Source organism: Streptomyces sp. NPDC003023 (genome assembly GCF_042888225.1).
GTDB lineage: Bacteria > Actinomycetota > Actinomycetes > Streptomycetales > Streptomycetaceae > Streptomyces.
In genome coordinates this window covers 1,867,300-1,888,211 of the sequence record NZ_JBIAPL010000001.1, presented here as the reverse complement: position 1 = coordinate 1,888,211, position 20,912 = coordinate 1,867,300, and the positions used below count along the sequence as shown (strand labels likewise).

At 71.7% G+C, this 20,912-nt stretch carries 22 protein-coding genes; 9 read left to right on the top strand and 13 right to left on the bottom strand.

Features of this window, described 5'->3' with window-relative positions:
- Window positions 1-18 precede the first annotated feature (18 nt).
- Window positions 19-330: a UBP-type zinc finger domain-containing protein gene (locus ACFYV1_RS07950; protein WP_389394481.1), complete on the bottom strand. Its 312-nt coding sequence runs from the start codon at window positions 328-330 to the stop codon at window positions 19-21.
- Window positions 331-521: 191 nt separating this feature from the next.
- Window positions 522-890 (bottom strand): hypothetical protein, encoded by a 369-nt coding sequence (locus ACFYV1_RS07945; protein WP_389394480.1) that lies wholly within the window; start codon window positions 888-890, stop codon window positions 522-524.
- Between the two features lie 377 nt (window positions 891-1,267).
- Here ACFYV1_RS07945 and ACFYV1_RS07940 point away from each other — a divergent pair, with 377 nt between their 5' ends.
- Window positions 1,268-1,777, top strand: a complete 510-nt coding sequence (locus tag ACFYV1_RS07940) for an SRPBCC family protein (protein ID WP_389394611.1) — start codon at window positions 1,268-1,270, stop codon at window positions 1,775-1,777.
- A 305-nt stretch (window positions 1,778-2,082) separates the two neighbouring features.
- Here the strand turns inward: ACFYV1_RS07940 and ACFYV1_RS07935 are convergent, their stop codons facing one another.
- The 5 genes from ACFYV1_RS07935 to ACFYV1_RS07915 all read right to left on the bottom strand — a co-directional run bounded on the left by ACFYV1_RS07935 (window position 2,083) and on the right by ACFYV1_RS07915 (window position 6,925).
- Window positions 2,083-2,997 (bottom strand): LysR family transcriptional regulator, encoded by a 915-nt coding sequence (locus tag ACFYV1_RS07935; RefSeq protein ID WP_389394479.1) that lies wholly within the window; start codon window positions 2,995-2,997, stop codon window positions 2,083-2,085.
- Window positions 2,994-4,187 carry a glycine C-acetyltransferase gene (locus ACFYV1_RS07930; RefSeq protein WP_389394478.1) on the bottom strand — a complete coding sequence of 398 codons (1,194 nt, stop codon included), beginning with the start codon at window positions 4,185-4,187 and terminating at the stop codon, window positions 2,994-2,996. The genes ACFYV1_RS07935 and ACFYV1_RS07930 overlap by 4 nt, the downstream gene beginning before the upstream one ends.
- Before the next feature lie 34 nt (window positions 4,188-4,221).
- Window positions 4,222-5,250, bottom strand: coding sequence for an L-threonine 3-dehydrogenase (tdh, locus tag ACFYV1_RS07925; RefSeq protein WP_389394477.1), 1,029 nt, complete (start codon window positions 5,248-5,250; stop codon window positions 4,222-4,224).
- A gap of 135 nt (window positions 5,251-5,385) precedes the next feature.
- Window positions 5,386-6,408: a DUF6397 family protein gene (locus ACFYV1_RS07920; RefSeq protein ID WP_389394476.1), complete on the bottom strand. Its 1,023-nt coding sequence runs from the start codon at window positions 6,406-6,408 to the stop codon at window positions 5,386-5,388.
- A gap of 112 nt (window positions 6,409-6,520) precedes the next feature.
- Window positions 6,521-6,925, bottom strand: a complete 405-nt coding sequence (locus ACFYV1_RS07915; RefSeq protein WP_389394475.1) for a roadblock/LC7 domain-containing protein — start codon at window positions 6,923-6,925, stop codon at window positions 6,521-6,523.
- Between the two features lie 331 nt (window positions 6,926-7,256).
- Between ACFYV1_RS07915 and ACFYV1_RS07910 the strand changes: the two genes are divergently transcribed.
- The 5 genes from ACFYV1_RS07910 (at window position 7,257) to ACFYV1_RS07890 (ending at window position 10,639) form a co-directional block, all read left to right on the top strand.
- Window positions 7,257-7,853: a GNAT family N-acetyltransferase gene (locus ACFYV1_RS07910; protein ID WP_389394474.1), complete on the top strand. Its 597-nt coding sequence runs from the start codon at window positions 7,257-7,259 to the stop codon at window positions 7,851-7,853.
- A 32-nt stretch (window positions 7,854-7,885) separates the two neighbouring features.
- The gene (locus ACFYV1_RS07905) at window positions 7,886-8,515 is read left to right on the top strand and encodes a class I SAM-dependent methyltransferase (protein WP_389394473.1); all 630 of its coding nucleotides are present in this window, start codon (window positions 7,886-7,888) and stop codon (window positions 8,513-8,515) included.
- A gap of 194 nt (window positions 8,516-8,709) precedes the next feature.
- Window positions 8,710-9,021 (top strand): hypothetical protein, encoded by a 312-nt coding sequence (locus ACFYV1_RS07900; RefSeq protein WP_389394472.1) that lies wholly within the window; start codon window positions 8,710-8,712, stop codon window positions 9,019-9,021.
- Between the two features lie 35 nt (window positions 9,022-9,056).
- Entirely contained in the window at window positions 9,057-9,683 is a 627-nt protein-coding gene (locus ACFYV1_RS07895; protein WP_389394471.1) for a hypothetical protein, read from the top strand.
- 152 nt (window positions 9,684-9,835) lie between these two features.
- The gene (locus ACFYV1_RS07890; protein ID WP_389394470.1) at window positions 9,836-10,639 is read left to right on the top strand and encodes a hypothetical protein; all 804 of its coding nucleotides are present in this window, start codon (window positions 9,836-9,838) and stop codon (window positions 10,637-10,639) included.
- A 270-nt stretch (window positions 10,640-10,909) separates the two neighbouring features.
- Here the strand turns inward: ACFYV1_RS07890 and ACFYV1_RS07885 are convergent, their stop codons facing one another.
- Window positions 10,910-11,092, bottom strand: a complete 183-nt coding sequence (locus ACFYV1_RS07885; RefSeq protein WP_389394469.1) for a hypothetical protein — start codon at window positions 11,090-11,092, stop codon at window positions 10,910-10,912.
- Window positions 11,093-11,161: 69 nt separating this feature from the next.
- Window positions 11,162-12,253, bottom strand: a complete 1,092-nt coding sequence (locus ACFYV1_RS07880) for a fatty acid desaturase family protein (protein ID WP_389394468.1) — start codon at window positions 12,251-12,253, stop codon at window positions 11,162-11,164.
- Between the two features lie 771 nt (window positions 12,254-13,024).
- Here ACFYV1_RS07880 and ACFYV1_RS07875 point away from each other — a divergent pair.
- The 3 genes from ACFYV1_RS07875 to ACFYV1_RS07865 all read left to right on the top strand — a co-directional run bounded on the left by ACFYV1_RS07875 (window position 13,025) and on the right by ACFYV1_RS07865 (window position 16,999).
- A complete protein-coding gene (locus ACFYV1_RS07875; protein WP_389394467.1) occupies window positions 13,025-15,106 on the top strand; it encodes a HelD family protein in 2,082 nt (693 codons plus the stop codon).
- 283 nt (window positions 15,107-15,389) lie between these two features.
- Window positions 15,390-16,127, top strand: coding sequence for a dienelactone hydrolase family protein (locus ACFYV1_RS07870; RefSeq protein WP_389394466.1), 738 nt, complete (start codon window positions 15,390-15,392; stop codon window positions 16,125-16,127).
- Between the two features lie 293 nt (window positions 16,128-16,420).
- Window positions 16,421-16,999 (top strand): N-acetylmuramoyl-L-alanine amidase, encoded by a 579-nt coding sequence (locus ACFYV1_RS07865; RefSeq protein WP_389394465.1) that lies wholly within the window; start codon window positions 16,421-16,423, stop codon window positions 16,997-16,999.
- Between the two features lie 27 nt (window positions 17,000-17,026).
- Here ACFYV1_RS07865 and ACFYV1_RS07860 read toward each other — a convergent pair whose 3' ends face one another.
- Genes ACFYV1_RS07860 through ACFYV1_RS07845 form a run of 4 tightly spaced genes read right to left on the bottom strand, consistent with a single transcriptional unit; the run spans window position 17,027 to window position 20,912 of the window.
- On the bottom strand, window positions 17,027-17,623 hold the full coding sequence (locus ACFYV1_RS07860; protein WP_389394464.1) for an ATP/GTP-binding protein: 597 nt from the start codon (window positions 17,621-17,623) through the stop codon (window positions 17,027-17,029).
- Window positions 17,604-17,978 (bottom strand): DUF742 domain-containing protein, encoded by a 375-nt coding sequence (locus tag ACFYV1_RS07855; protein ID WP_389394463.1) that lies wholly within the window; start codon window positions 17,976-17,978, stop codon window positions 17,604-17,606. Before ACFYV1_RS07855 ends, ACFYV1_RS07860 begins: the two co-directional genes overlap by 20 nt.
- Entirely contained in the window at window positions 17,971-18,402 is a 432-nt protein-coding gene (locus ACFYV1_RS07850; protein ID WP_389394462.1) for a roadblock/LC7 domain-containing protein, read from the bottom strand. The genes ACFYV1_RS07855 and ACFYV1_RS07850 overlap by 8 nt, the downstream gene beginning before the upstream one ends.
- Window positions 18,403-18,422: 20 nt before the next feature.
- The gene (locus ACFYV1_RS07845) at window positions 18,423-20,912 is read right to left on the bottom strand and encodes a nitrate- and nitrite sensing domain-containing protein (RefSeq protein WP_389394461.1); all 2,490 of its coding nucleotides are present in this window, start codon (window positions 20,910-20,912) and stop codon (window positions 18,423-18,425) included.

The window sequence follows — 20,912 nt, the reverse complement described above, 5'->3', positions numbered from 1 at the left end:
ACATTCTTCGGCGGACCGTCAGGCCACGCGGGCGGGTGGGGCTCCCTCGATGTCGAAGGCCACCTGGTCGGCATAGCACCACCACCAGCCCTCGCCCGGCTCGTAGGACCGGATCACAGGGTGGCCGGTGGCGGCGTGATGGGCGGACGCGTGCCGGTTCCGCGAGGAGTCGCAGCACCCCACATGCCCGCAGATCTGGCACTGGCGCAGATGGACCCAGGCATCGCCCGTCGCGAGGCACTCCGGACAGCCGTCGGGACCGTCGGGGCGGACGGGCCGGATCTGGTCCAGGTGCCGGCAGACCGGCTCGGTCGTCCCACTGGTCGTCATGTCCGGCTCCTCGCGATGCGGCACGTCAGGAGGGAGGTCGGGGTCGGGTGCCGCCGGGCGGGAAGGCGTCCCGGCGGCGCGCCCGCGTCGGCGGGCCGCTCAGCACCGGGAAGATCCGGCAAGGTCCGGCCGCCCGGAGCGCGGGCTGCCCCACGTTTTTCCAGGCTCTCACCGGCGTCACGGCTGTCAAATCACGCGGACGTGTCGTGTGCCGTGGTGGAGACGGCGGTGATCGCGCTCTCGGCCGCGGCGAACACACCCAGCGGGAACCGCGTGGTCCCTCCGCTCGCCCGGAGCACGAGCCGGGCGGCGGCGCTGGGAGTGACGACGGCCAGCGGGACACCCAGACCGCTGCACATGCGATGGACTCGCAGTACGGCGCTGAGGGCGGCGGAGCTCACCACCGGAGCGGCGAGGACGAGAACCACGGGCAGCGGCAGATGGGACCGGACGAGGCGTGCGATGTTCTGCGCCACGAAGGCCCGGTTGCTGATGTCGATGTCGATGTCGACACCGGTCGTGACGACCAGGACGCCCCGGTCAACCGCATGAGTCAGCATCGCGATTCTCCGATCACGCGCCTTTTGGCATGTTTGGCCGTATTGAGACTTCCCGGGCGGTGACCTCGTGAAGCCTCACGGCGCCTCCGGTCCGCCGACTGCCGACTGCCGACTGCCGACTGCCGACTGCCGAAGTACCGCCTCACGCAGGGCTGGTGTGCAAGCTCGTCGGTCCGGTTGTCGCGCCGCTCGCGCGGCGCGGCGGCCCTCGCGTTCACGGGTGCCGCTGGGGGCCGGTCGCGTCGAGGGCTCTCCTCGCCGCCGCCGGACGGCCGTCGTCTGGCCGCGGTCGATGATCCGGAAGAACGCCCCCCACGGCCCGGCGGCCGGACGCGGCGCGGTAGCGTCGGGCGCCCATGATGATCGGAGTCGTACGGATGGCCCGTATATTCACCGTCTCGGACAGCGTCGTGATCGACGCCGCGCCCTCGACGATCTACGCGCAGGTCAGCAACCCTGCGCTGATGGGGCGCTGGAGCCCTGAGAACCGCGGCGCGACCGTGCGGGACGGCGGCGAACGGGCCTACGTGGGCATGGTCTTCGACGGCCGCAACACCCGCGGACCGTTCAGCTGGACCACCATGTGCAGGGTCACGGCCGCCGACCCCGGGGAGCGGTTCGCGTTCCGTGTGCGTGCCATCGGCCGGCGGCGGCCGGTCCTGCGAGGCCGCATCGCCACCTGGGAGTACCGTTTCGAGCCGGCCGACGGCGGCGGGACCCGGGTGACGGAGACCTGGATCGACGACCGTCGAGGATGGCCCGACTTCGTCGCCAACGCCTTCGACAAGGCGGCGACGCGGGGGCACACCTTCGCCGAGTTCCAGCGGCGCAACATCCGTAAGACGCTGGACAACCTCAAGCAGGCGATCGAGGCGGAGACCGCGTAGCGGCCCTGCCGGGCCGCGGTGCCGGGTGGGCGCGGACGCGATGCGGGCCGGCAGGGCCGGCAGCCGGGCCGGGGCCTGAGGCACCGGGCCGGGGAGGACAGGGGACGGTGGGTGCCGCCGCGACCGGGGCAGGCAGCAGGCGCCAGGCGGGGCGGGGCAACGGCGGGGCGGGGGCGGGCAGCGCCAGGACGGGCCGCAGGACCGGCAACGGGAGCAGGCGGGCGGGGCGGAGCAGGCCGACCCGGACCGCACCAGGCGGGACGGGGCGGACCGGGACAGACGGGGCGGGGCGGGGCCGGTCGGCGTCAGTCGGTGGACAGGCCCTGCGCCGTGTGGGCCAGGGCGTCGAGGACCGGGCGGATCAGCGGGTGGTCCTCCGCACCGAGCCGGACCGCGGCGAAGACCCGGCGCGTCGCGGCCGGGCCCGCGACAGGCCGTACGACGGTGTCGCGCAGTTCCATGCCGCGCAGGGCCGAGCGCGGCACGAGGGCGACGCCGGCTCCCGCCCCGGCAAGGGCGACGACGGCGCGGAAGTCGTCGGAGGAGTGCACGAGACGCGGCTCGAATCCGGCCAGTTCGCATGCCAGCAGCACCATGTCGTGGCACGGGTTGCCGGGATAGGGGCCGATCCAGTCGCTGTCGGCGAACTCCGCCAGCTCCACCCGGTCCCGCGCGGCGGACGGATGGTCGGAACGCAGGACGGCGTCGAACGGCTCGGCGTACAGCGGCACCCGGGCCAGCCTGCGGTCGCCCGCACCGGGTGCGCCCCGGTACTCCACCGCGACCGCGAGGTCCGCCTCGCCGTCGAGCACCAGCGGGAGACTCTCGTCCCCCTCCGCGTCCCGCACCCGTACGCGAATTCCGGGGCGGGTCCGGGACAGCCGGTCTATGGCCGGCGCCACGACCTCGGCGATGCCGGTGGCGAACGCGGCGACGCTCACCTCGCCGGCCGCGCCGCCCGCGTACGCGGCGAGCTCCGCCTCCGCCCGTTCCAGCTGTGCGAGCACGGCATGGGTGTGCGTCAGCAGGATCTCGCCCGCCGCCGTCAGTCGGACGCCCTTGCCGCTGCGGATCAGCAGGGCGTGGCCGGTCTCCTGTTCCAGCGCGTTGAGCTGCTGGGAGACGGCCGAAGGGGTCAGGTAGAGCGCGGAAGCCGCGGCGGTCACCGTACGGTGGTCCGCCACGGCCCGCAGGATGCGCAGCCGTCGGGGGTCGATCACCCCGCCATTGTCGCGCGTGCGTCGACGAAGGCCGCCACCGCCCGGCGCACATCCTCCGTGGAGTGCGCGGCGGACAACTGGACCCGGATCCGGGCCTGCCCCATCGGGACGACGGGGTACGAGAAGCCGATCACGTACACGCCGCGCTCGAGCAGCAGTTCCGCCATGCGCCCCGCTTCCGCGGCGTCGCCGATCATGACGGGCGCGATCGCGTGGTCCCCGGGCAGGATCTCGAAGCCCGCCGCCGCCATCTCGGTGCGGAAGAGCTTGGTGTTGGCGCCGAGCTTCTCGCGCAGGTCCCCGGCGGACTCCAGCAGGTCGAGGACCTTGAGGGAGGCCGCGGCGATCACCGGGGCGAGGGAGTTGGAGAACAGGTACGGGCGGGAGCGCTGGCGCAGCAGTTCCACGATCTCCGCGCGGGCGGCCACGTAACCGCCGGAGGCGCCGCCGAGTGCCTTGCCGAGGGTGCCGGTGATGATGTCGACGCGGTCCATCACGCCGTGCAGTTCGGGCGTGCCGCGGCCGCCGGGGCCGACGAAGCCGACGGCGTGCGAGTCGTCGACCATGACCATGGCGTCGTAGCGGTCGGCGAGGTCGCAGATCTCGGCCAGCGGGGCGACGTAGCCGTCCATGGAGAAGACGCCGTCGGTGACGATCAGCCGGCGGCGGGCGTCCTGCGTGTCCTTGAGCTGCTGCTCGAGGTCGGCGAGGTCGCGGTTGGCGTAGCGGTGGCGGCGCGCCTTGGACAGACGGATGCCGTCGATGATGGAGGCGTGGTTGAGGGCGTCGGAGATGACGGCGTCCTCGGGGCCGAGAAGGGTCTCGAACACTCCGCCGTTGGCGTCGAAGCAGGAGGAGTAGAGGATCGTGTCCTCCTGGCCGAGGAAGGCGGCGAGACGCTCCTCGAGCTCCTTGTGGATCTCCTGGGTGCCGCAGATGAAGCGGACGGACGCCATGCCGTAGCCCCAGCGGTCGAGGGCGTCCTTGGCCGCGGCGACGACCTCGGGGTGGTCGGCGAGGCCGAGGTAGTTGTTGGCGCAGAAGTTGAGCACGTCGCCGGGGGCGCCGCCGGTGGTGACGGCCACGGAGGCGCTCTGGGGGGTGCCGATGACCCGCTCGGGCTTGTAGAGACCGGCGGCGCGGATCTCGTCGATGGTGGCACGCAGGTCATCGCGGACGGACGCGTACATCAGAGGGTTCTCCTAGTGTGGCGGGGCGCGGGGCTCAGACGGTCCAGTCGAGGATGATCTTGCCGCTGCGGGCGGTGGCGGCCTCGTCGAAGGCGGCGTCGAAGTCCTGGTAGCCGTAGCTGCCGGTGATCACGGGGCTGAGGTCGAGGCCGCCCTCGAGCAGGACCGTCATCGCGTACCAGGTCTCGAACATCTCACGGCCGTAGATGCCCTTGATGGTGATCATCGATGTGACGATCTTCGACCAGTCGACGGCGAACTCCTGCGACGGCAGGCCGAGCATCGCGATGCGGCCGCCGTGCGTCATGTTGTCGACCATGTCGCGTACGGCCTCCGGGCGGCCGGACATCTCCAGGCCGATGTCGAAGCCCTCCTTGAGGCCGAGCTGCTGCTGCGCCGCGGCGATGTCGGTCTCGGCGACGTTGACCGCGAGCGTCGCGCCGACCTTGCGGGCGAGTTCGAGGCGGGACTCGCTCACATCGGTGATGACCACGTTGCGCGCGCCGGCGTGCCGGGCGACGGCGGCGGCCATTATCCCGATGGGGCCGGCACCGGTGATCAGCACGTCCTCGCCGACGAGCGGGAAGGAGAGGGCGGTGTGGACGGCGTTGCCGAACGGGTCGAAGATGGCCGCGACGTCGAGATCCACCTTGGCGCGGTGCACCCATACGTTGGACGCGGGGAGTGCCACGTACTCGGCGAACGCTCCGTCCCGGCCGACGCCGAGACCGATGGTGCTGCGGCACAGGTGGCGCCGGCCGGCGAGGCAGTTGCGGCACTTGCCGCACACCAGGTGACCCTCGCCGCTGACGATGTCGCCCACCGCGATGTCCTGCACGTCCGCGCCGATCGCGGCGACCTCGCCCACGAACTCGTGGCCGAGGACGCGCGGGGTGGTGACGGCCTGCTGGGCCCAGCCGTCCCACGACCTGATGTGAAGGTCCGTGCCGCAGATGCCGGTCCGAAGCACCTTGATCAGCACGTCGCCGGAGCCGGTCTCCGGCTCCGGGACGTCCATGAGCCACAGGCCGGGCTCGGCATGCTGCTTGACAAGTGCCTTCATCGGTGCGGCTCCAGGCGTGGTGTGCGGAGGGACGGTCCGGGTGACCGGATACCGAAAATACGGCCCCGCTCAGTGGACGGGCTCCAATTTGCCCAGCTCGGAGCGTCACGTCCATCGAGGATTTCTTAAACGGGGTCACAGCGCAGCTTCATGCCGCCCTGTCCTTCCGCGCCACAGCCGGGCGACCAGGCCCCGCACGGCGCCCGGTGACCGGCCCGGCGGAGGGGCCACCCGTGTCGGCGAGCCGTGCTCCGTCGAGCCGTGTGCCGTCGAGCCGTGTGCCGTGGAACGCCGCGCGGTGGAACCGTGTGTGGCGCAGCGGTGCGCCTTCTGCACCGGTGAGGTGGTCAGCGCCCGATGCCTCGGGACGTGTCGTGCGGCCGTCCCTGGGGCGGGACGCGGCGCGGGAGCGTGTTCGCGCGCCTGCCGGAGCGCGTCGGCGAGCGCCACGCGGTGCCATGCGATCTCGTCGGGGTGGTCGGCCGTCAGCAGCCGCTCCACGATCTCCCGTCCGGCCTGCGACCTCGGCAGGACGGGTACGAGATCCGGACGGAGGACCCGCAGATACGACCGCTCGTAGGGGTCGGGGACCACCTCGGTGATCGTCACCGGGTCGAGCACCGCCGTGACGGCCGCCGCTCGCCGCCACGGATCGGACGTCTCCTCCAGCAGCCGGCCGAGCCGCCGTCCCCGCCAGTTGCGCGGCCGCCGGTCCTCTCCTGCCGCCAGTAGTGCGCGGACCTCCGGCGGTGCCGTCCCCCTCAACAGGGGCGCGTGGTCGCGGGCGAGATCACGGATCTCCTCCGCGAGATAGAGCCACACCACGGAGTGGTAGCGGTTCACGTAGAACCTGGCCGGTGTGAGCCGGCCGGCGCGGGCCAGTCTGAGAAAGCGCCCCTGGCTGATCGACGCGAGTGCCGCCCCGTCCGCGGTGCCGACGGTCCGCAGCCGCTCCCGGAGCGTGTCCGGGAAGCCCCGTTCGCCCCGGAGCCGGTCGATCTCCTGCCGGTCGACGCGTGGCGGCCCGCCGCTGTCGTCCGTTGCCGTGCGCACATGGCCCAGCTGCACCGCGAGATCGAAATCGCCTCGCCGTAGGCCCAGTTCCTGCGCTGCCCGGCCGTACCCGATGCCGCACGCGACCGGATTCCGTACTGCCATTGTCGGTCTCCCCCGTGAGTTGTGAACACTCTCGGTGACGACCGTAGACCTGAGCGGGGACATCCCGCCGCGGCCTGTGGACAACTCTCGATTCGACCGTGGACGGCCGGGGTCAGGAGGGGCCGGCGCCCGGCTGACGTGCCTCGACCCCGAGGTGCTCACCGACCCGGTTGACCATGAGCGTCATCTCGTAGGCGACCTGGCCGACATCGGCCTCCGCGGCGCTGAGGACGCACAGGCAACTGCCGTCGCCCGCTGCGGTCACGAAGAGCAGCGCTTCGTCGAACTCGACCATCGTCTGGCGTGCCCGGCCCGCACGGAAGTGGCGGCCGGATCCTCGCGCTAGGGAGTGCAGACCGGACGAGACGGCGGCGAGGTGTTCGGCGTCCTCGCGTGCGAGTCCGCTGCTGGCCCCGGTCACCAGGCCGTCGTTGGACAGCACGAGTGCGTGCCTGATGTATTCGACCCGTTCCGTCAGGTCGTCCAGCAGCCAGTCGAGTCCCTTGTCCAGCGCCATGGTCGGTCGTCCTCCCCGCTCGTACGTTCCCCGTGGTCTCGCGTTCACGCGCAAGCCTTTCGCACGGCGCGGCGCAGGGCAAGGTGCACCGGCGGCCCCTGTCGCCGCCCGGGGACGACAGGGTCGGAGATCCGGACGGTATGGACGCGTGTCGCGGTCCAACGTCTGCGGGCTGCGGTCCGCGGGTCCGCAGGTCTGCGGTCCGCGGAAGGGGGCTCCTCGGCCGCGTTGCCACGGTCCGGGAGTCCGCCGGTCGCCTCTTCTCCCGTGCGTGTGGGCGCATGCCGGAAATCCGCTGGCCGGCTGGGAGCGGGCCGAACATGATCAGGGCATGCATGTCTTCCTGGAGACCGACCGCCTGACCCTGCGTGCCTTCACCCCCGCCGACGCCGGCGAGGTGCACGCTGTCGTCGAGGACGCGGAGGTCATGCGCTACATCAACGGCGGCCGCCCGTCCTCGCGCGAGGAGGTGGCGGGCGAAATGATGCCCCGGTTCCTGCACCGCTACCCGTGCCTGGGCGGGCCGGGTTTCTGGGCGGCGGAGGACCGCGGGTCCGGCGGGTTCCTCGGCTGGTTCGTCTTCCGCCCCGAGGCCGACGACAGCTGCCGGGAGGTGGAGCTGGGATACCGGCTGAGCCGGGCGGCATGGGGTCGCGGACTGGCCACCGAGGGGTCTCGCGCGCTGATCCACAAGGGATTCTCCGAACTCGGTGTGGCGCGGGTGACCGCCAACACGATGACGGTCAACGCCCGTTCGCGTCGGGTGATGGAGAAGACAGGGCTGAGGTTCGTCCGGACCTTCTTCGAGACGTGGCCGGAGGTGATCGAGGGGTCCGAACTGGGGGACGTGGAGTACGCACTCGAGAGGCAGGAGTGGGAGAGGCGGACGGCGGGCCGGTCGCCCGGCGCGTCCGGCGGACGGCCGTGACGCCGCGGCCTCCATGGCCGATCATGGTGCGCATGGCCGATGACCGCACAGCCCACGACCACACCCGGGTCCAGGAGTTCTTCGGCGCCCAGGCCGCGCACTGGGACAGCCGCTTCCCCGACGACGGCCCCGCCTACGCCGCCGCCGTCGGCGAGATGGGACTCCGCACCGGGGACTCGGTGCTCGACGCGGGGTGCGGCACCGGTCGCGCCCTCGGACCTCTGCGGTCCGCGGTGGGCCCGTCGGGCGTCGTCCTCGGCGTCGACCTGACGCCCGAGATGCTCGACGCGGCCCGGCTGGCCGGACGCGACCGCAGCGGCAGGCTGCTGCTCGCCGATGTGGGCAGGCTGCCCCTGCGCACGCGTTCGCTCGACGCGGTCTTCGGCGCGGGGCTGATCTCGCATCTGCCGGAGCCCTCCGAGAACCTGCGGGAACTGGCGCGGGTCGTCCGACCGGGCGGCGTCCTCGCGCTGTTCCATCCCGTCGGCCGGGCGGCGCTCGCCGCGCGGCAGGGCCGCCGGATCACCGAGGACGACCTGCGGGCCGAGCCCAACCTCCGCCCGTTGCTGGCACGTTCGGGCTGGCAGCTGACGTCCTACATCGACGAGGACGAGCGTTTCCTGGCCCTGGCTGCGCGCCGGCAGGACGGTGCGGAACATTGATCGGCAGGTGACGGGCGGTCCGGACGAGACCGCGTCCCGGATCCTCCGAGCGACGCCCACCGCGGCGTCCGCGCGGCTGCGGGCGATCACCGGGTCGCCAGACGGCCGGTACGCGTAGGCGCTCTCGTCGCCGTTCGAACGCGGTGCGAGAGTGGAAGACTTCAAGTGTCGGCGGCGTCGCCGCCCCGTGAAAGGTGATATCTGTGCTCGCTCGGTTCCGCAGCCTCCTCGCCTCTCGCCCCACTCGTACGAAGATCCGTGAACAGCCCAGGCAGCACAACATGTTCGAAGCGGCGGCGACGTACGTGACGGCGAGTGTCGAGGACGACGACGAGCGCATGGACGAGGCCGCGGGCTGGGTCGCCCCCGACGCGCTCGTGTTCGGGCTCAACGAGCTCGCCTGCCGCGCGGTGGTGGCCCTCGCGCGTGAGCGCGGCGAGCCGGTGGAGTCGGTGGCGCGCGGGCTCCTCGGTCTCCCTGGAGCGGAGCGGGCCGGATCGGGCTGACGGCCTCCGCCCACCACGCAGTGGATGATGTGAGCATGACGCACATGCGAAGGATCCTGCCGCTGTTCCTGCTGCCTCTGGTGCTGACGGCCTGCGGGACCAAATCCGCGGGCGGCGGGGTGGACCGCACAGAGCTGGAGGCGAGGGCCCGGGCACTGGGCACCGAACCGGACATGGTGTACGTGACGGACGTGCCCGGCTACACCCTCGCGCGCCAGTCGGTCGGGGTGATCGGCGACCACGGCTTCGGAGGCTTCTACACACGGCCCGGCGGCGGAATGATCGAGCTGCGGGTCGACGAGGCCGGCGGCGACCCCGTCGACTGCGCGGAGCAGGGCGGCGACGGGGCGGCCGGTCGCCGAACGGTGTGCGAGAAGGACGGCCGAAGCTGGTACCGGGCGACGGACACCGCCCACGAGTACGTGCGTGAGGACGGGGGACGCGTCATCCGTCTGTCCGCCGACCTGGACGGCGTCAGCCGCGAAACCCTGCGCAGTGCCGCGGACAACGCCCATCAGGCCGACGAGGAGGAACTGGCCGAGGTCCTGCCCGCCGCCTCAGGGGAAGACGGCGAGAGCGGTACGGAACGCGGCGATCTGCCCCCGGCGGGCGACGGCGCGCCGCAGGACCCGGCGGGCGCCACGGCGGGGACCGGCGGCTGAGCGGCCCGACGTCGCGGCGTCGCCGGCCTGCTCGTACAGAGCGCACCCCCGCACGCCCGCGCGGCCCGGGGACTCGCGCGGCCGCAGACCCTCGACGTGCGGGTTACTCACTGGTTAAGGTGCGCCGACGATGGTGGGACGAGGAGGTTGCCGTGGTCGGGGCGGAAGAAGCCGTTGACGACGACTCGCTGTACGTACTGACCGCTGTGCTGCTCACACCGGCGCAGTTTCCGAGCGTGCTCGGCGACGACTACCCGGCCGCCTGCGAGGCGCTCCGCCTCGAGCCGTACGCCGAGGGCTACGGCCTGGTGCTCGGGCAGGATTCCGACGGCGCGCGCTGGACGGTCGTGGTCGACGACGTGTCGCTCGTCGCGGTCGCCATCGCCTCGTGGGACTGCGGCATGGAGTACGACCTGTCCCCCGACGAGCACAGCGTGGTCGCGGCGCTGCCCGGCTGGCCGCTGGCCGTCGCCGTCGCCGCCCCCGGGGTGCCCGCGCCGCACGATCCCGCCTCCGAAGACGGGGACCCGGCCCCGCTCGCCCCACCCGACTCGGACGTCTGGGGCCCGGCACAGCGCAGGCTCGGCGCGGACGAGGTGGCACTGCGGTGGTCGCAGTGGCGGGAACAGATCGACGACGCGGAGGCGGGGATCGCCCCCGACGCGCCGGAAGAGGAGGGCGAGCAGCCGCGTGCGGCTGTCCGCCGGATCCTGGACGAGGCCAGGGCGTACCTGGAGTCGGCCCCGCCACCGGGCCGGGTGCGTTCGTCCTTCGCACCGGGCGGAGCGAGGACGCTCCGCGCGGACGGACCCGGCTGGTCGCTGGTGGCGAGGACCGACGACATCGCCTTCCTGCTGCTGGACGAGGAACCGGGCGAGGTGGTGCCGGTGGGGCGCGGCGCCGAGCTGCCGGGGCTGCTTGCGGGCCTGGAGAAAATCGCCGTCCATCCGTCCTGAGTGCTTTGGGGCGTGCGGCCGGGAATCCGGCCGCGGCCTGTCGGAGGAAGCACCAGGTCAAGGCGCCGGGAGCGGAGGCAGGCGGTACGGAGCCGGGCAGGCGGTGCGGAGCCCGCACAAGGCCGGCCCGGCCCGTGAAGGGCCGAGCCTGGTGGGTCAGGGGCGATGGGTCTGGGGCGGACGGGTCCGGGACGCGTGGGTCAGGAGCGGGCCGCACGCTCGGCGGCGGCCCCGGCCCCGGCCCCGGTCAGTGCGGCGTGGGGGCCGCGGTCAGCGCCCGATCTCCTTGCGGGAGACGCGCCGCAGCCTTTGACGCTGGCTCGGGTCCAGCATCAGGTACGCCACCGCCGGAACGCCGAGCACCACCAGCAGCGACAGCCAGAAGCCGAGCAACGGCATCAGGAGCAGGCCGACGGCCACTCCCCCGATCACGATCTTTGTGCGTGTCGACATTTTCGACGCCTCCTCCGCGGCTGTGGCCGCTCCTGCTGTGAGAACGTGCGCACTCGCCCCGAGGTTCCACTATGCGGCTTCGCGCAAGGGCTCGCCGACCTCGTGGAGGTGTGTCAGGGCCTGGCGGTACGACTCGACGAGCCCGGTCTCCGTGAACGGGATGCCGAGCGATCGGCAGTGGGCGCGTACCAGCGGCTGGGCGAGCCGCAGGTGCGGCCTGGGCATGCTCGGGAACAGGTGGTGCTCGATCTGGTAGTTGAGTCCGCCGAGGAACCAGTCCGTGACGCGGCCGCCGCGGATGTTGCGGGAGGTGAGCACCTGCCGGCGCAGATGGCCCCAGTCCTTGCCGGTCTGCTCGTCCGGCATCTCCATCCCCTTGTGGTTCGGCGCGAACGCCATCCCGAGGTGGAGACCGAGCACCATCTGGTGCACGAGGGCGAACACCAGCGCCTGCGCGAGAGGCATGGTGGTCAGCAGCAGCGTGCCGTATGCGGCGACATGGGCGAGCAGCAGTGCGCCCTCGAGGACACGCTCACGTCGTGACTGGCGGGTGCCGGCGCGGGAGAACACGGCTTGGAAGCCGTAGACCTTGAGGGCGATGCCCTCGAGGGTGGTCAGCGGGAAGAACAGCCAGGCCTGGTGGCGGGTGAGCCAGCCGCGCAGCCCGGTGCGACCTGCGACGTGCTTCTCGCTGAAGACCAGGACGTCCGCCGCGACGTCGGGGTCCTTGTCGATGTGGTTGGGGTTGGCGTGGTGCCGGTTGTGCTTGTCGTTCCACCACTCCTGGCTCATCCCGAGCAGCAGGTTGGCGTGGACGAACTGGATGATCCGGTTCGTACGGCGGTCCGCGGCGATCTGCGCGTGCCCGGCGTCGTGGCCGAAGAACGCGGCGCGGGTGGAGAACAGCGCGAGCAGCGGTGCGAAGAGGAGCACCCACCACGAGCCGCCGGCCAGTGCCACGCCGGCGACGACGGCGCCGAGCGCCAGGAGATTCACGGTGATCCCGCGCGCGTACCAGCCGGCGCGGCGCTCCAGCAGCCCCTGCTCCTTGACCGTACGCAGCAGCGGCGCGAACTCGCTGCCCGTACCGGACCGGACGCCCCTTCGGGCGGTGGCGGCGCCGGTGGACGGCGGGGCGAGAATGGCGGTGCCCTGGGGCATGGTGGGTCTCCGGTCTGTGGACGGCGGCGGGTGCGCCGGATGCGCGCGAAAGAGGTTGGCTGCGCCGGATCCGCGAACTGTCCGACTGCTCCGGCCTGTAGAACGTATGGACCGGGGGCCCTTCGGGGCGATGGCGCCACCACCCGGACCCGGCGGGGGCAAACCCGCTGCCAGGGGTGGCACTGACTACACCCTCGACCGTACGGCAGGCGGGACCGGACCGCGGTGTGAGCCACGTCATGCGGCGGCGGCCACCGATCGTCCGCCCGGTGAGGTACCCTCGGCGCTTCGGTCCCTCAGTAGTCAAGTTTGAGGAATGCGTCATCGCTGTTCATGTGCCTCCTTCGGCAACACCCACGCAGGTCATCGGCTCCGCCCCCGTCCCCGTACTCGCCGACTGCTCGACCGTCACGCTCATCTCTCCTGCCTGGTCAGCATGTTGAGTCGTTGAGGTCCGGCACCCGGGCCGCACACGGCGGCGGGAACATCACACAACTCGCCGTGTCGCACAACCGGATCACGGCGGCCGCCGGTGTCCGCGTCCGGAATGCAGGCCGACCCCGCCCCGGCCCGTGACGCGACCACGAAATTTTCCCGCGAATTCACTGCCTTCCCGTGCACGGAAAAATCGCACCGGCATTCAACGGGAACGACGGAATGCATGACACGAAGTGCGGTCAGCCGTAAGGACATAGACGCAGCAAGTAAGTCAAGACTTACCTTTACGGAACTTTGGCCGTATGGTTCGGCTCGAATCGAAGGAGTCCCTTGTTGTCAGACATAAATGATTCTGCCGTGCGTGCGGTTGAATCGGAGCAAGGTTACGTTTCCTCGTTGTATGAGCTGCTCACCGAGCGGCTTTCCGAGGCACGAGCGAACCGGGCGAGTGTGCTGAAGGCCCCGGCTGACGGCGCCGGCGAGGCGTACGAGAGAGAGATCGCCGCCGACCGGCTGACCAAGGAGATCGGTCGGCTGGAAGGCGCCGAGAAGGGGCTCGTCTTCGGGCGCATCGACTGGACGGACGGCACGGCCCTGCGCATCGGGCGGATCGGACTGCACACGCAGGAGGACGAACTGCCGCTGCTCGTGGACTGGCGCGCGAACGCGGCGCGGCCCTTCTACGAGGCGACACCGGTCCACCCGATGAATCTGCGGCGGCGCCGGCACCTGCGGCTCGAGGAGCGCACGGTCGTCTCGGTGAGCGACGAACTGCTCGACGGTACCGCCCCGACCGACGAAGACGTCGTGGGAGACGGCCCGTTGACCGAGGCTCTGTCGGCACGGCGTACGGGCAGGATGCACGCGGCTGTCGCGACGCTGCAGGCCGAGCAGGACGAGATCGTCCGCTCCGCCCACCGCGGGGTGACCGTGGTGCAGGGCGGGCCCGGCACCGGCAAGACGGTGGTCGCCCTGCACCGGGCGGCCTACGTCCTGTACGCGTTCCCGCGCGCCGCGGAGGAAGGCGTCCTCGTGGTGGGCCCCAACGCCCGTTTCCTCGACTACATCTCCCAGGTCCTTCCCTCGCTCGGGGAGAACGACGTCGATCTGGCGACCTGTCAGGAACTGGCCGGAGTGTCCACGGACGCGGTGGACCCGTTCGACACGGCGCGCCTCAAGGGCGGCCTGGACCTCGCCGACGCCCTGGCCGGTCTGCTGACGGACCACCAGGCCCCCGCCGGTGACTTCACCGTCCGGGTCGGGCAGGAACTGGTCCACCTGTCCGAGAAGGAGGTCGCCACTGCACGCGCCGCCGCCCTGGCGGCCGCATCCGGCCACAACCCCGCGCGCCAGGCGTTCAAGGAACTCCTGGTCGACACCGTCACCGAGGCGATGCAACGGGACATGGGCGACCTCCTGGAGCAGATCGACGCCGAGGCCGAGCAGATGACGGGCCTGAACCTCGACCGGTTCACGGGGGTCGCCCAGGGCCGTGCCGAGGGCGCCGCCGATCCGGGCCCGGTCCACGAGCTGGACCTGGACGCCATCGGGGCCGATCTCCTCGGCGACACCGGTGTCGACCGGGCGGTCGAGGCGCTGTGGCCGAGGCTGGCACCCGGCGACCTCGTGAAGGCACTGCTGACGGATGCCGACGCCCTGGCAGAGCGCCTGCCGACCCTGACCCCGCAGGAGCGGTCCCTTCTCCTGCGTACCCCGGAAGCCCCGTGGACCGATGCGGACGTGCCGTTGCTGGACGAGGCAGCGGCCCTGGTCGACGGCCCGCCCGAGCGGACGTACGGGCACGTCGTCGTCGACGAGGCGCAGGAACTGACCGCCATGCAGTGGCGGATGATCGTCCGCCGCTGCCCGGCGAGGGCGATGACGCTGGTGGGTGACTTCGCCCAGTCGGGCCCGGCCACGACGGCACGCGACTGGAAGGAAGCACTGGGCCCGCATGTCGGGACGCGGTTCAGACTGCACGAGCTGACGGTCAGTTACCGCACCACCCAGGAGATTCTGGAGAGCGTCCGGGACCTGCTCGCGCGGATCGCTCCGGACCAGCGGCCCACACGGTCACTGCGCAACGGTGAGAGCCCTCGCACCCTGACCACGCACGGGGGCGGGTCGGTCACCGCCGTCATGGAGGAACTGCGCGCCCAGAGCACCGCGCAGCCGGGTGAACTCCTGGGAGTGATCTGCGCGGACACCCGGGTGAGCCAGTTGACGGCACACGGCATCGCCGACCACGCACGCATCGTGCCCGCGTCCGAAGCACGTGGCCTCGAGTTCGACGGGGTCGTCGTCCTGAACCCCGAGGAGATCATCACGGCCCGCCCCGGCGGAGAGAGGGACTTGTACGTGGCCCTGACCCGGGCCACCAAACGCCTGTGCACCATCACCACCCGGCCCGTATGACGGCGCGGCGCCCGCGTGGTCCCTGCGGGCGCCCACGTGCCACGACGCGCCGTCGACGTGCGCACCCGTGCAGCCCTGGCCTCCTCGCCCAGAAGCCGTGAATGGACCCCGGCGCGAGCTTTCCATGGCTCGTCGAGGACGCCGTTCCTCGGAGCTGCTGTCATTTGCCTGCAGCGCTTTTCGGAATCCCGCTGCGAGGGCAGATCGGAGGAATACCCGGGCTGTTCTGCCGGCGGCAGAACAGCGGCCGTACCGGGCTCGACGATCACTACAGTCCAGTCGCATGACACTGATTACCACGCGTACGGTCGAGTATCCCGCCGACGGTTTGACGATGCTCGGGCACCTCGCGCTCCCGGCCGGTGTCGACCGCCGGCCCGCGGTGCTGCTCGGGCCGGAGGGCGTGGGGCTCAGCGACGTCGAGCGCCGCCGGGCCGATGCTCTCGCCGAACTGGGGTATGTGGCGCTGGCCTTCGACCTTCACGGCGGGCGCTATCTGGGTGACCCCGAGGAGATGCTGGCCCGTTGCATGCCGCTGCTCGCTGATCCCGACCGGATGCGAGCCATCGGCCACGCGGCGCTCGACGTGCTGCGCGCCGAACCGCGGGCCGACCCCGACCGGACAGCCGCCGTCGGCTACGGCACCGGGGGCGCCGTCGGGCTTGAACTCGGTCGCGACGGCGCCAGCCTGCGCGCGATCGCGACAGTCAACGCACTGACCACGGGTCGACCGGGCGAAGCGGCGCGCATTCGCTGCCCCGTGTGGGCCGGGGTCGGGTCGGAGGACCCCATCATGCCGCCCGCGCAACGGGACGCGTTCACCGCTGAGATGCAGGCGGCGGGCGTCGACTGGCGCCTCACGGTCTACGGCGGCGCCTTGCACGCCTTCCACCACCCGCCGGTCGATCACCCCGTGGTCCCCGGGGTCGCCCACCACCCTCGGCACGCGCAGCGAGCCTGGCGCGACGTCGTCGACCTGCTCGCCGAGTGCCTGCCCGTGACAGAGACCCTGGAGGTATGACCCGGCCAGGAGGCATATGGGGCACGACGGGCAGTGGTGGCCGTTTCGCGGGGAGCGGGGCGGGTGGGCACCGGCGGGCGCGGCGTCGGCCGCCGATCCGGCCGAGGCGCCGGCCCTCGCTCCGGGCGGCACGGCCTGACACATCACAGGGAGCCCCAACTGCCTGCGTATCAAAAGACGTTGGAGGCTCACGCGTTCTTCCGCCGGTCACCGGGCCGCCAGTACCGTAGTGCCTCGAGGTCCTCACCGGGCCCTGTCCCGCCGCGTCCCCGCCCCCACCAGGAGAACGCCTTATGGACCGCAGAAGTCTGCTCCGGGGCGCCGCCACGGCGGCCGCCGCCCACGCACTGCTGCCCGCGACCCGCGCGCACGCCGGCAGCCGCTCAGCCGACTACCCACCCGCCGAGTGGGTACCGGCCGCCTCCGGCAACTACACCGTCTCCAGCCGCCCGTCGGCGTACCCGGTGCGCTATGTCGTCGTGCACGTCACACAGGAGACCTACGCCGACACCCTGGGCATCTTCCGCGACCCGGCCAGAAAGGTCTCGGCCCACTACGTGGTGCGCTCCGCCGACGGCCATGTCGCACAGTGCGTGCGGGAGCGCGACATCGCCTGGCACGCGGGCAACTGGAACTACAACACCTGGAGCATCGGCATAGAGCACGAGGGGTGGGTGGACCGCCCGGCCTACTTCACCCATGCCATGTACGAACGTTCGGCGGCGCTCACCGCCTCGGTCTGCGACCGGTACGGCATACCCAAGGACCGGGCGCACATCATCGCCCACTGCGAGGTGCCGGGCGCCACCCACACCGACCCCGGCCCGCACTGGGACTGGGTGCGCTACATCCGTCTCGTCAACCTCTCCTGACCCGTGGGCCGCAGACCCGCGAAGGGGTCAGCGGCCGGCCATGGGAGCCATCCGGGCGAACGCCTGCTGCCGCGCCGCCTCCAGCAGCGCGAGCAGCACCGCCTTGCTGGAGTTGCGGTCGCGGACGTCGCACAGGATGACGGGTGTGGAGGGGTCGAGCGCCAGCGCCGACCGGACCTCCTGGCTGGTGGACTCCCGTCTGCCGTCGAAGCAGTTGACGCCCACGGCGAAGGGGATCCGGCGTTCCTCGAAGAAGTCCACGGACGCGAAGGAGGCGTCCAGCCGCCGTGTGTCGGCCAGGACCACCGCTCCCAGCGCCCCGAGGGCGAGGTCGTCCCACATGAACCAGAAGCGGTCCTGGCCGGGCGTGCCGAACAGATAGAGCACCAGTTGGGGGGAGATGGTGATCCGGCCGAAGTCCATGGCGACGGTCGTCGAGTGCTTGCCCTCCACGCCCGCCAGATCGTCTATCCCGTAACTGACCTCGGTTATGCGTTCCTCGGTCTCCAGCGGAGGCACCTCGCTCACCGAGCCGACCATGGTGGTCTTGCCCACGCCGAAGCCGCCCGCGATGAGGATCTTCAGAGCCGTCGGCATGACCGGCTCAGAGCTGGCGGATAGCATCCATCACCCTTTCGATGAGTTCCACGCTCGGTTTCTCCGACTCGTCCGGCGGGGACTGGACCAGGATCAACGACGAGTTCAGCAGGTCCCCGCACAGGACCTTGACCACGCTCACCGGCAGATCCAGGTGGGCGGCGATCTCGGCCACCGCCACCGCGCGCTCCCGGCAGAGATCGAGGATCTCCGCCGACTCCGGCTCGAGCGGCTCACTCCCGATGTCGTCGAGGGACCGGGTGACGACCAGCGTGATCAGCGCGAACGCGTGCTGACCGTGACGGGTGCGGCCGCCGGTGATGGCGTACGGCCGGACATGGCGTCCGGCCCCGTCGTCGTCGGACCACCGCGCCTCAGGCATCCTGAATGTGACCGTGGAACGAAGCCTGCACACGCGGAGCGGCGCTGAGGTACTTGCCCACCTGCTTGACGAGCGTGCCCATCTCGAATGCCATCATCCCGACGTCCACCTGCTCCGATGCGATCGCGGCCAGCCGCGCTCCCCTGCCCGCCGCGGTCACGAACAGGAACGCCTTGTCCATCTGGATGACCGTCTGCTGCACCTCTCCGCCGTGGAAGTGGCGCGCGGCACCACGGGCGAGGCTGTGCATCCCGGATCCGACCGCCGACAGGTGCTCGGCGTCGTCCCGGCCAAGGCCCTTGGATTTGCCGATGAGAAGGCCGTCCCCGGACAGGACGATGGCGCAGCGGATCTCCGGGATCTGCTCGACGAGGTTGTCCAGCAGCCAGTCCAGCTGAGGAGTGGCTCTTACCTGCTCAGTCATTACTGATCTTTCCCTCACAGTTAGTTGGCGCCGCGGTCAGGCGATTCGGCCTGACCGTCGGCACCAGCCGACTCGTCGGTGTCGGAGATCCGGGCCCGGTTCATTCCCTGCTGGATGGCCATCATGGCGCGGGCGGACTGGCCGGGGGAGATGCCGCCGCTCTCACCGTCACCGGCCTCGCCCTGCGCCTCCGCCGCTTCCCTGCGCAGCTGCTGCGCGAGGTTCGCGCCGCGGGTGCGCTGGGGCAGCACACGAGGCGTCACCAGTGGCGCGGGGGCGGCCTGGACGTCTCCGTACGCCGGGGGCCCGGGCTCGGGTTCCGAATACTCCTGGTGTGGTGTCCACTCCGGCACCGGAGCCGGAGCGGGCACCGGTGCGGCCGGGGGGCCGGGGGGAGGCGTGTGAGCTGATACGGCCGGCAACAGACCTGCACCTCCGTACTCGGGGTATCCCTGAGGGTCGTGGTGGCGGTCCTGCGCGGCGGTGGCCGCGCCGACACCCGCCGTGACAGGCGCGGACACGGCCGCGTGGACCGGGGGCGCGACGGGAGAGGCGGAAACGGCGGGAGCGGCCGGCGCGTCCGGAGCGGCGGGAGACCCCGACTCCGCGGCGGCCGACTTGAGGTGCTCCATCAGCGGGGAGTCCTGCTCGTCGAGCAGGGCCGTCGGTACGAGAACGATGGCGAGGGTGCCGCCGTAGACGGACTCGCGCAGTTCCACCTTGATCTTGTGCCGCTCCGCGAGCCGGGCGACGACGAAGTGGCCGAGCCGCGGGTCCTCGCCCAGTGCCATCATGTCGAGCTTGGGCGGGTTCACCAGCAGCCGGTTGGCCCGGGCGCGGTGCTCCTCCGGCATTCCGAGACCGTGGTCCTCCACGTGAAGGGCCAGCCCCCTGGCGACCTTCGTCGCGCTGACGAACACCTGGGTGTCGGGCGGGGAGAAGTTGGTGCCGTTCTCGATGAGTTCCGCGAGCAGGTGGGTGACGTCGGCGACGGCCCGGCCCGCGAGGGATATCCGGCGGCCCGGCGGGACGTTCTTCACCTTGACGCGGGTGTAGTGCTCGGTCTCCGCCACGGCGCTGCGCATCACGTCGGTGATGGAGACCGGTGCGGTCATCCGCCGGGTCGGCGGGGACCCGCCGAGGATCACGAGGTTCTCGGAGTGGCGCCGCACGCGGGTGGCGAGGTGGTCGACCCGGAAGATGTCCTTGAGCAGGTCCGAGTCCTCGTGCTTGCGCTCGAGGTCGTCCAGCAGCGAGATGAGGCGGTGGATCAGGGTCTGGGTGCGCCGGATGAGCTTGGCGAACACCTTCTCCGTGCCCTCGCGCCCGAGGGATTGCCGGACCGCGGTCTCCGCGGCGACACGCGCCAGTTGTTCGATCGCCGCGTCGAGTCGCCCGAGTTCGTCGGCGGTCTGCTGACCGGATGCGGGGGACACGATCGGGTCGGCGGGTTCGCCCCGCTCGAGGCTGGCGAGCGCCTGCGGCAGCCGGGTGCCGGCCAGGTCCTCGGTCTTGTGCTGCAGTTGCTCGATGCGTCCCAGCACCGAGCGCCGGACGCGCAGGGCGAGGACACCGATGATCGCCAGGGCGGCAGCGGTCCCCGCGCTGCCCAGGACGGCACCGAGCAGCAGGTCGTCGGCGCGGTCGGAGCCGATGTCCGCCAGGTCCTCGAGGAAGGCGGAGTTCAACTCCTGCAGGTCCTTGACGACGCTGCCGGCGTCGTCCGGCCATGCGGTGGCCTTGCCGGGCAGTTCGCCGTCGGGGTCGGCGGCGAGGGCGTCCTCGATCGACGCCAGGGCGGCCCATCGCGGGCTGTCCGTGATCCGCTCGTAGCCGGCCTCGCCGCCCGCGGGGAGGTCGGGGGCGTTGAGGCCGTCCGCCGCCTCGCGCCGGACGGCCGTGTACTGGCCGAACCGGGTACGGTCCTCCGCGTCCATCCGGCCGGACGGCAGGGCCCCGGACATCATCGCGTCCTCACGCGAGAGCATCTCCGTGACCTGCGCGAGGGAGACCGCGGCGGCGACACTGTTCGCGACGGCCCCCTCGTCCGTCCGGGTCGCGGCGGTGAGCAGCCCGGCGGCGTGGGTGACGGTGTCCGTGAAGTACCGGAAGGCATCGGGGGCGGAGAGGCTGCGCGCGTCGATCGCCTTGCGGCGCTCGGCCAGCTTGCCGAGTGCCTCGTCGAGTGTCGCGGCGCTGCTCTTGAGCGCGGCGGTGTCCAGACCGGAGGGCGAGACCCGGCGGTAGTCCGCGACGGCGTCGTCGGTCCTGGTCCGGGCGCTGTCCAGGACGGCGCGGGAGGCAGGGGTGCGTTCGGCCTGCCAGACGGCCGTGAGGCGGCGCTCGTCCTGCAGAGCAGCCAGCACGTCGTGGGCGGGCTGCCCGACGGACACGACCCGGTCCACGTCGGCGGCGAGCCTGCTCTGCTCGTCGACGAGCCCGGTCGCCGTGTAACCCCACAGTCCGGTGAGGCACAGGGCCGGGACCACAAGGGGCACGGCGAACGACAT

What these genes read in the sequence shown, in the direction of transcription:
- ACFYV1_RS07950 (WP_389394481.1), bottom strand. Translation starts at nt 330, where the DNA reads ATGACGACCAGTGGGACGACCGAGCCGGTCTGCCGGCACCTGGACCAG.
- ACFYV1_RS07945 (WP_389394480.1), bottom strand. Translation starts at nt 890, where the DNA reads ATGCTGACTCATGCGGTTGACCGGGGCGTCCTGGTCGTCACGACCGGT.
- ACFYV1_RS07940 (WP_389394611.1), top strand. Translation starts at nt 1,268, where the DNA reads ATGGCCCGTATATTCACCGTCTCGGACAGCGTCGTGATCGACGCCGCG.
- ACFYV1_RS07930 (WP_389394478.1), bottom strand. Translation starts at nt 4,187, where the DNA reads ATGTACGCGTCCGTCCGCGATGACCTGCGTGCCACCATCGACGAGATC.
- tdh (WP_389394477.1), bottom strand. Translation starts at nt 5,250, where the DNA reads ATGAAGGCACTTGTCAAGCAGCATGCCGAGCCCGGCCTGTGGCTCATG.
- ACFYV1_RS07920 (WP_389394476.1), bottom strand. Translation starts at nt 6,408, where the DNA reads ATGGCAGTACGGAATCCGGTCGCGTGCGGCATCGGGTACGGCCGGGCA.
- ACFYV1_RS07915 (WP_389394475.1), bottom strand. Translation starts at nt 6,925, where the DNA reads ATGGCGCTGGACAAGGGACTCGACTGGCTGCTGGACGACCTGACGGAA.
- ACFYV1_RS07910 (WP_389394474.1), top strand. Translation starts at nt 7,257, where the DNA reads ATGCATGTCTTCCTGGAGACCGACCGCCTGACCCTGCGTGCCTTCACC.
- ACFYV1_RS07905 (WP_389394473.1), top strand. Translation starts at nt 7,886, where the DNA reads ATGGCCGATGACCGCACAGCCCACGACCACACCCGGGTCCAGGAGTTC.
- ACFYV1_RS07895 (WP_389394471.1), top strand. Translation starts at nt 9,057, where the DNA reads ATGACGCACATGCGAAGGATCCTGCCGCTGTTCCTGCTGCCTCTGGTG.
- ACFYV1_RS07885 (WP_389394469.1), bottom strand. Translation starts at nt 11,092, where the DNA reads ATGTCGACACGCACAAAGATCGTGATCGGGGGAGTGGCCGTCGGCCTG.
- ACFYV1_RS07880 (WP_389394468.1), bottom strand. Translation starts at nt 12,253, where the DNA reads ATGCCCCAGGGCACCGCCATTCTCGCCCCGCCGTCCACCGGCGCCGCC.
- ACFYV1_RS07870 (WP_389394466.1), top strand. Translation starts at nt 15,390, where the DNA reads ATGACACTGATTACCACGCGTACGGTCGAGTATCCCGCCGACGGTTTG.
- ACFYV1_RS07865 (WP_389394465.1), top strand. Translation starts at nt 16,421, where the DNA reads ATGGACCGCAGAAGTCTGCTCCGGGGCGCCGCCACGGCGGCCGCCGCC.
- ACFYV1_RS07860 (WP_389394464.1), bottom strand. Translation starts at nt 17,623, where the DNA reads ATGCTATCCGCCAGCTCTGAGCCGGTCATGCCGACGGCTCTGAAGATC.
- ACFYV1_RS07855 (WP_389394463.1), bottom strand. Translation starts at nt 17,978, where the DNA reads ATGCCTGAGGCGCGGTGGTCCGACGACGACGGGGCCGGACGCCATGTC.
- ACFYV1_RS07850 (WP_389394462.1), bottom strand. Translation starts at nt 18,402, where the DNA reads ATGACTGAGCAGGTAAGAGCCACTCCTCAGCTGGACTGGCTGCTGGAC.
- ACFYV1_RS07845 (WP_389394461.1), bottom strand. Translation starts at nt 20,912, where the DNA reads ATGTCGTTCGCCGTGCCCCTTGTGGTCCCGGCCCTGTGCCTCACCGGA.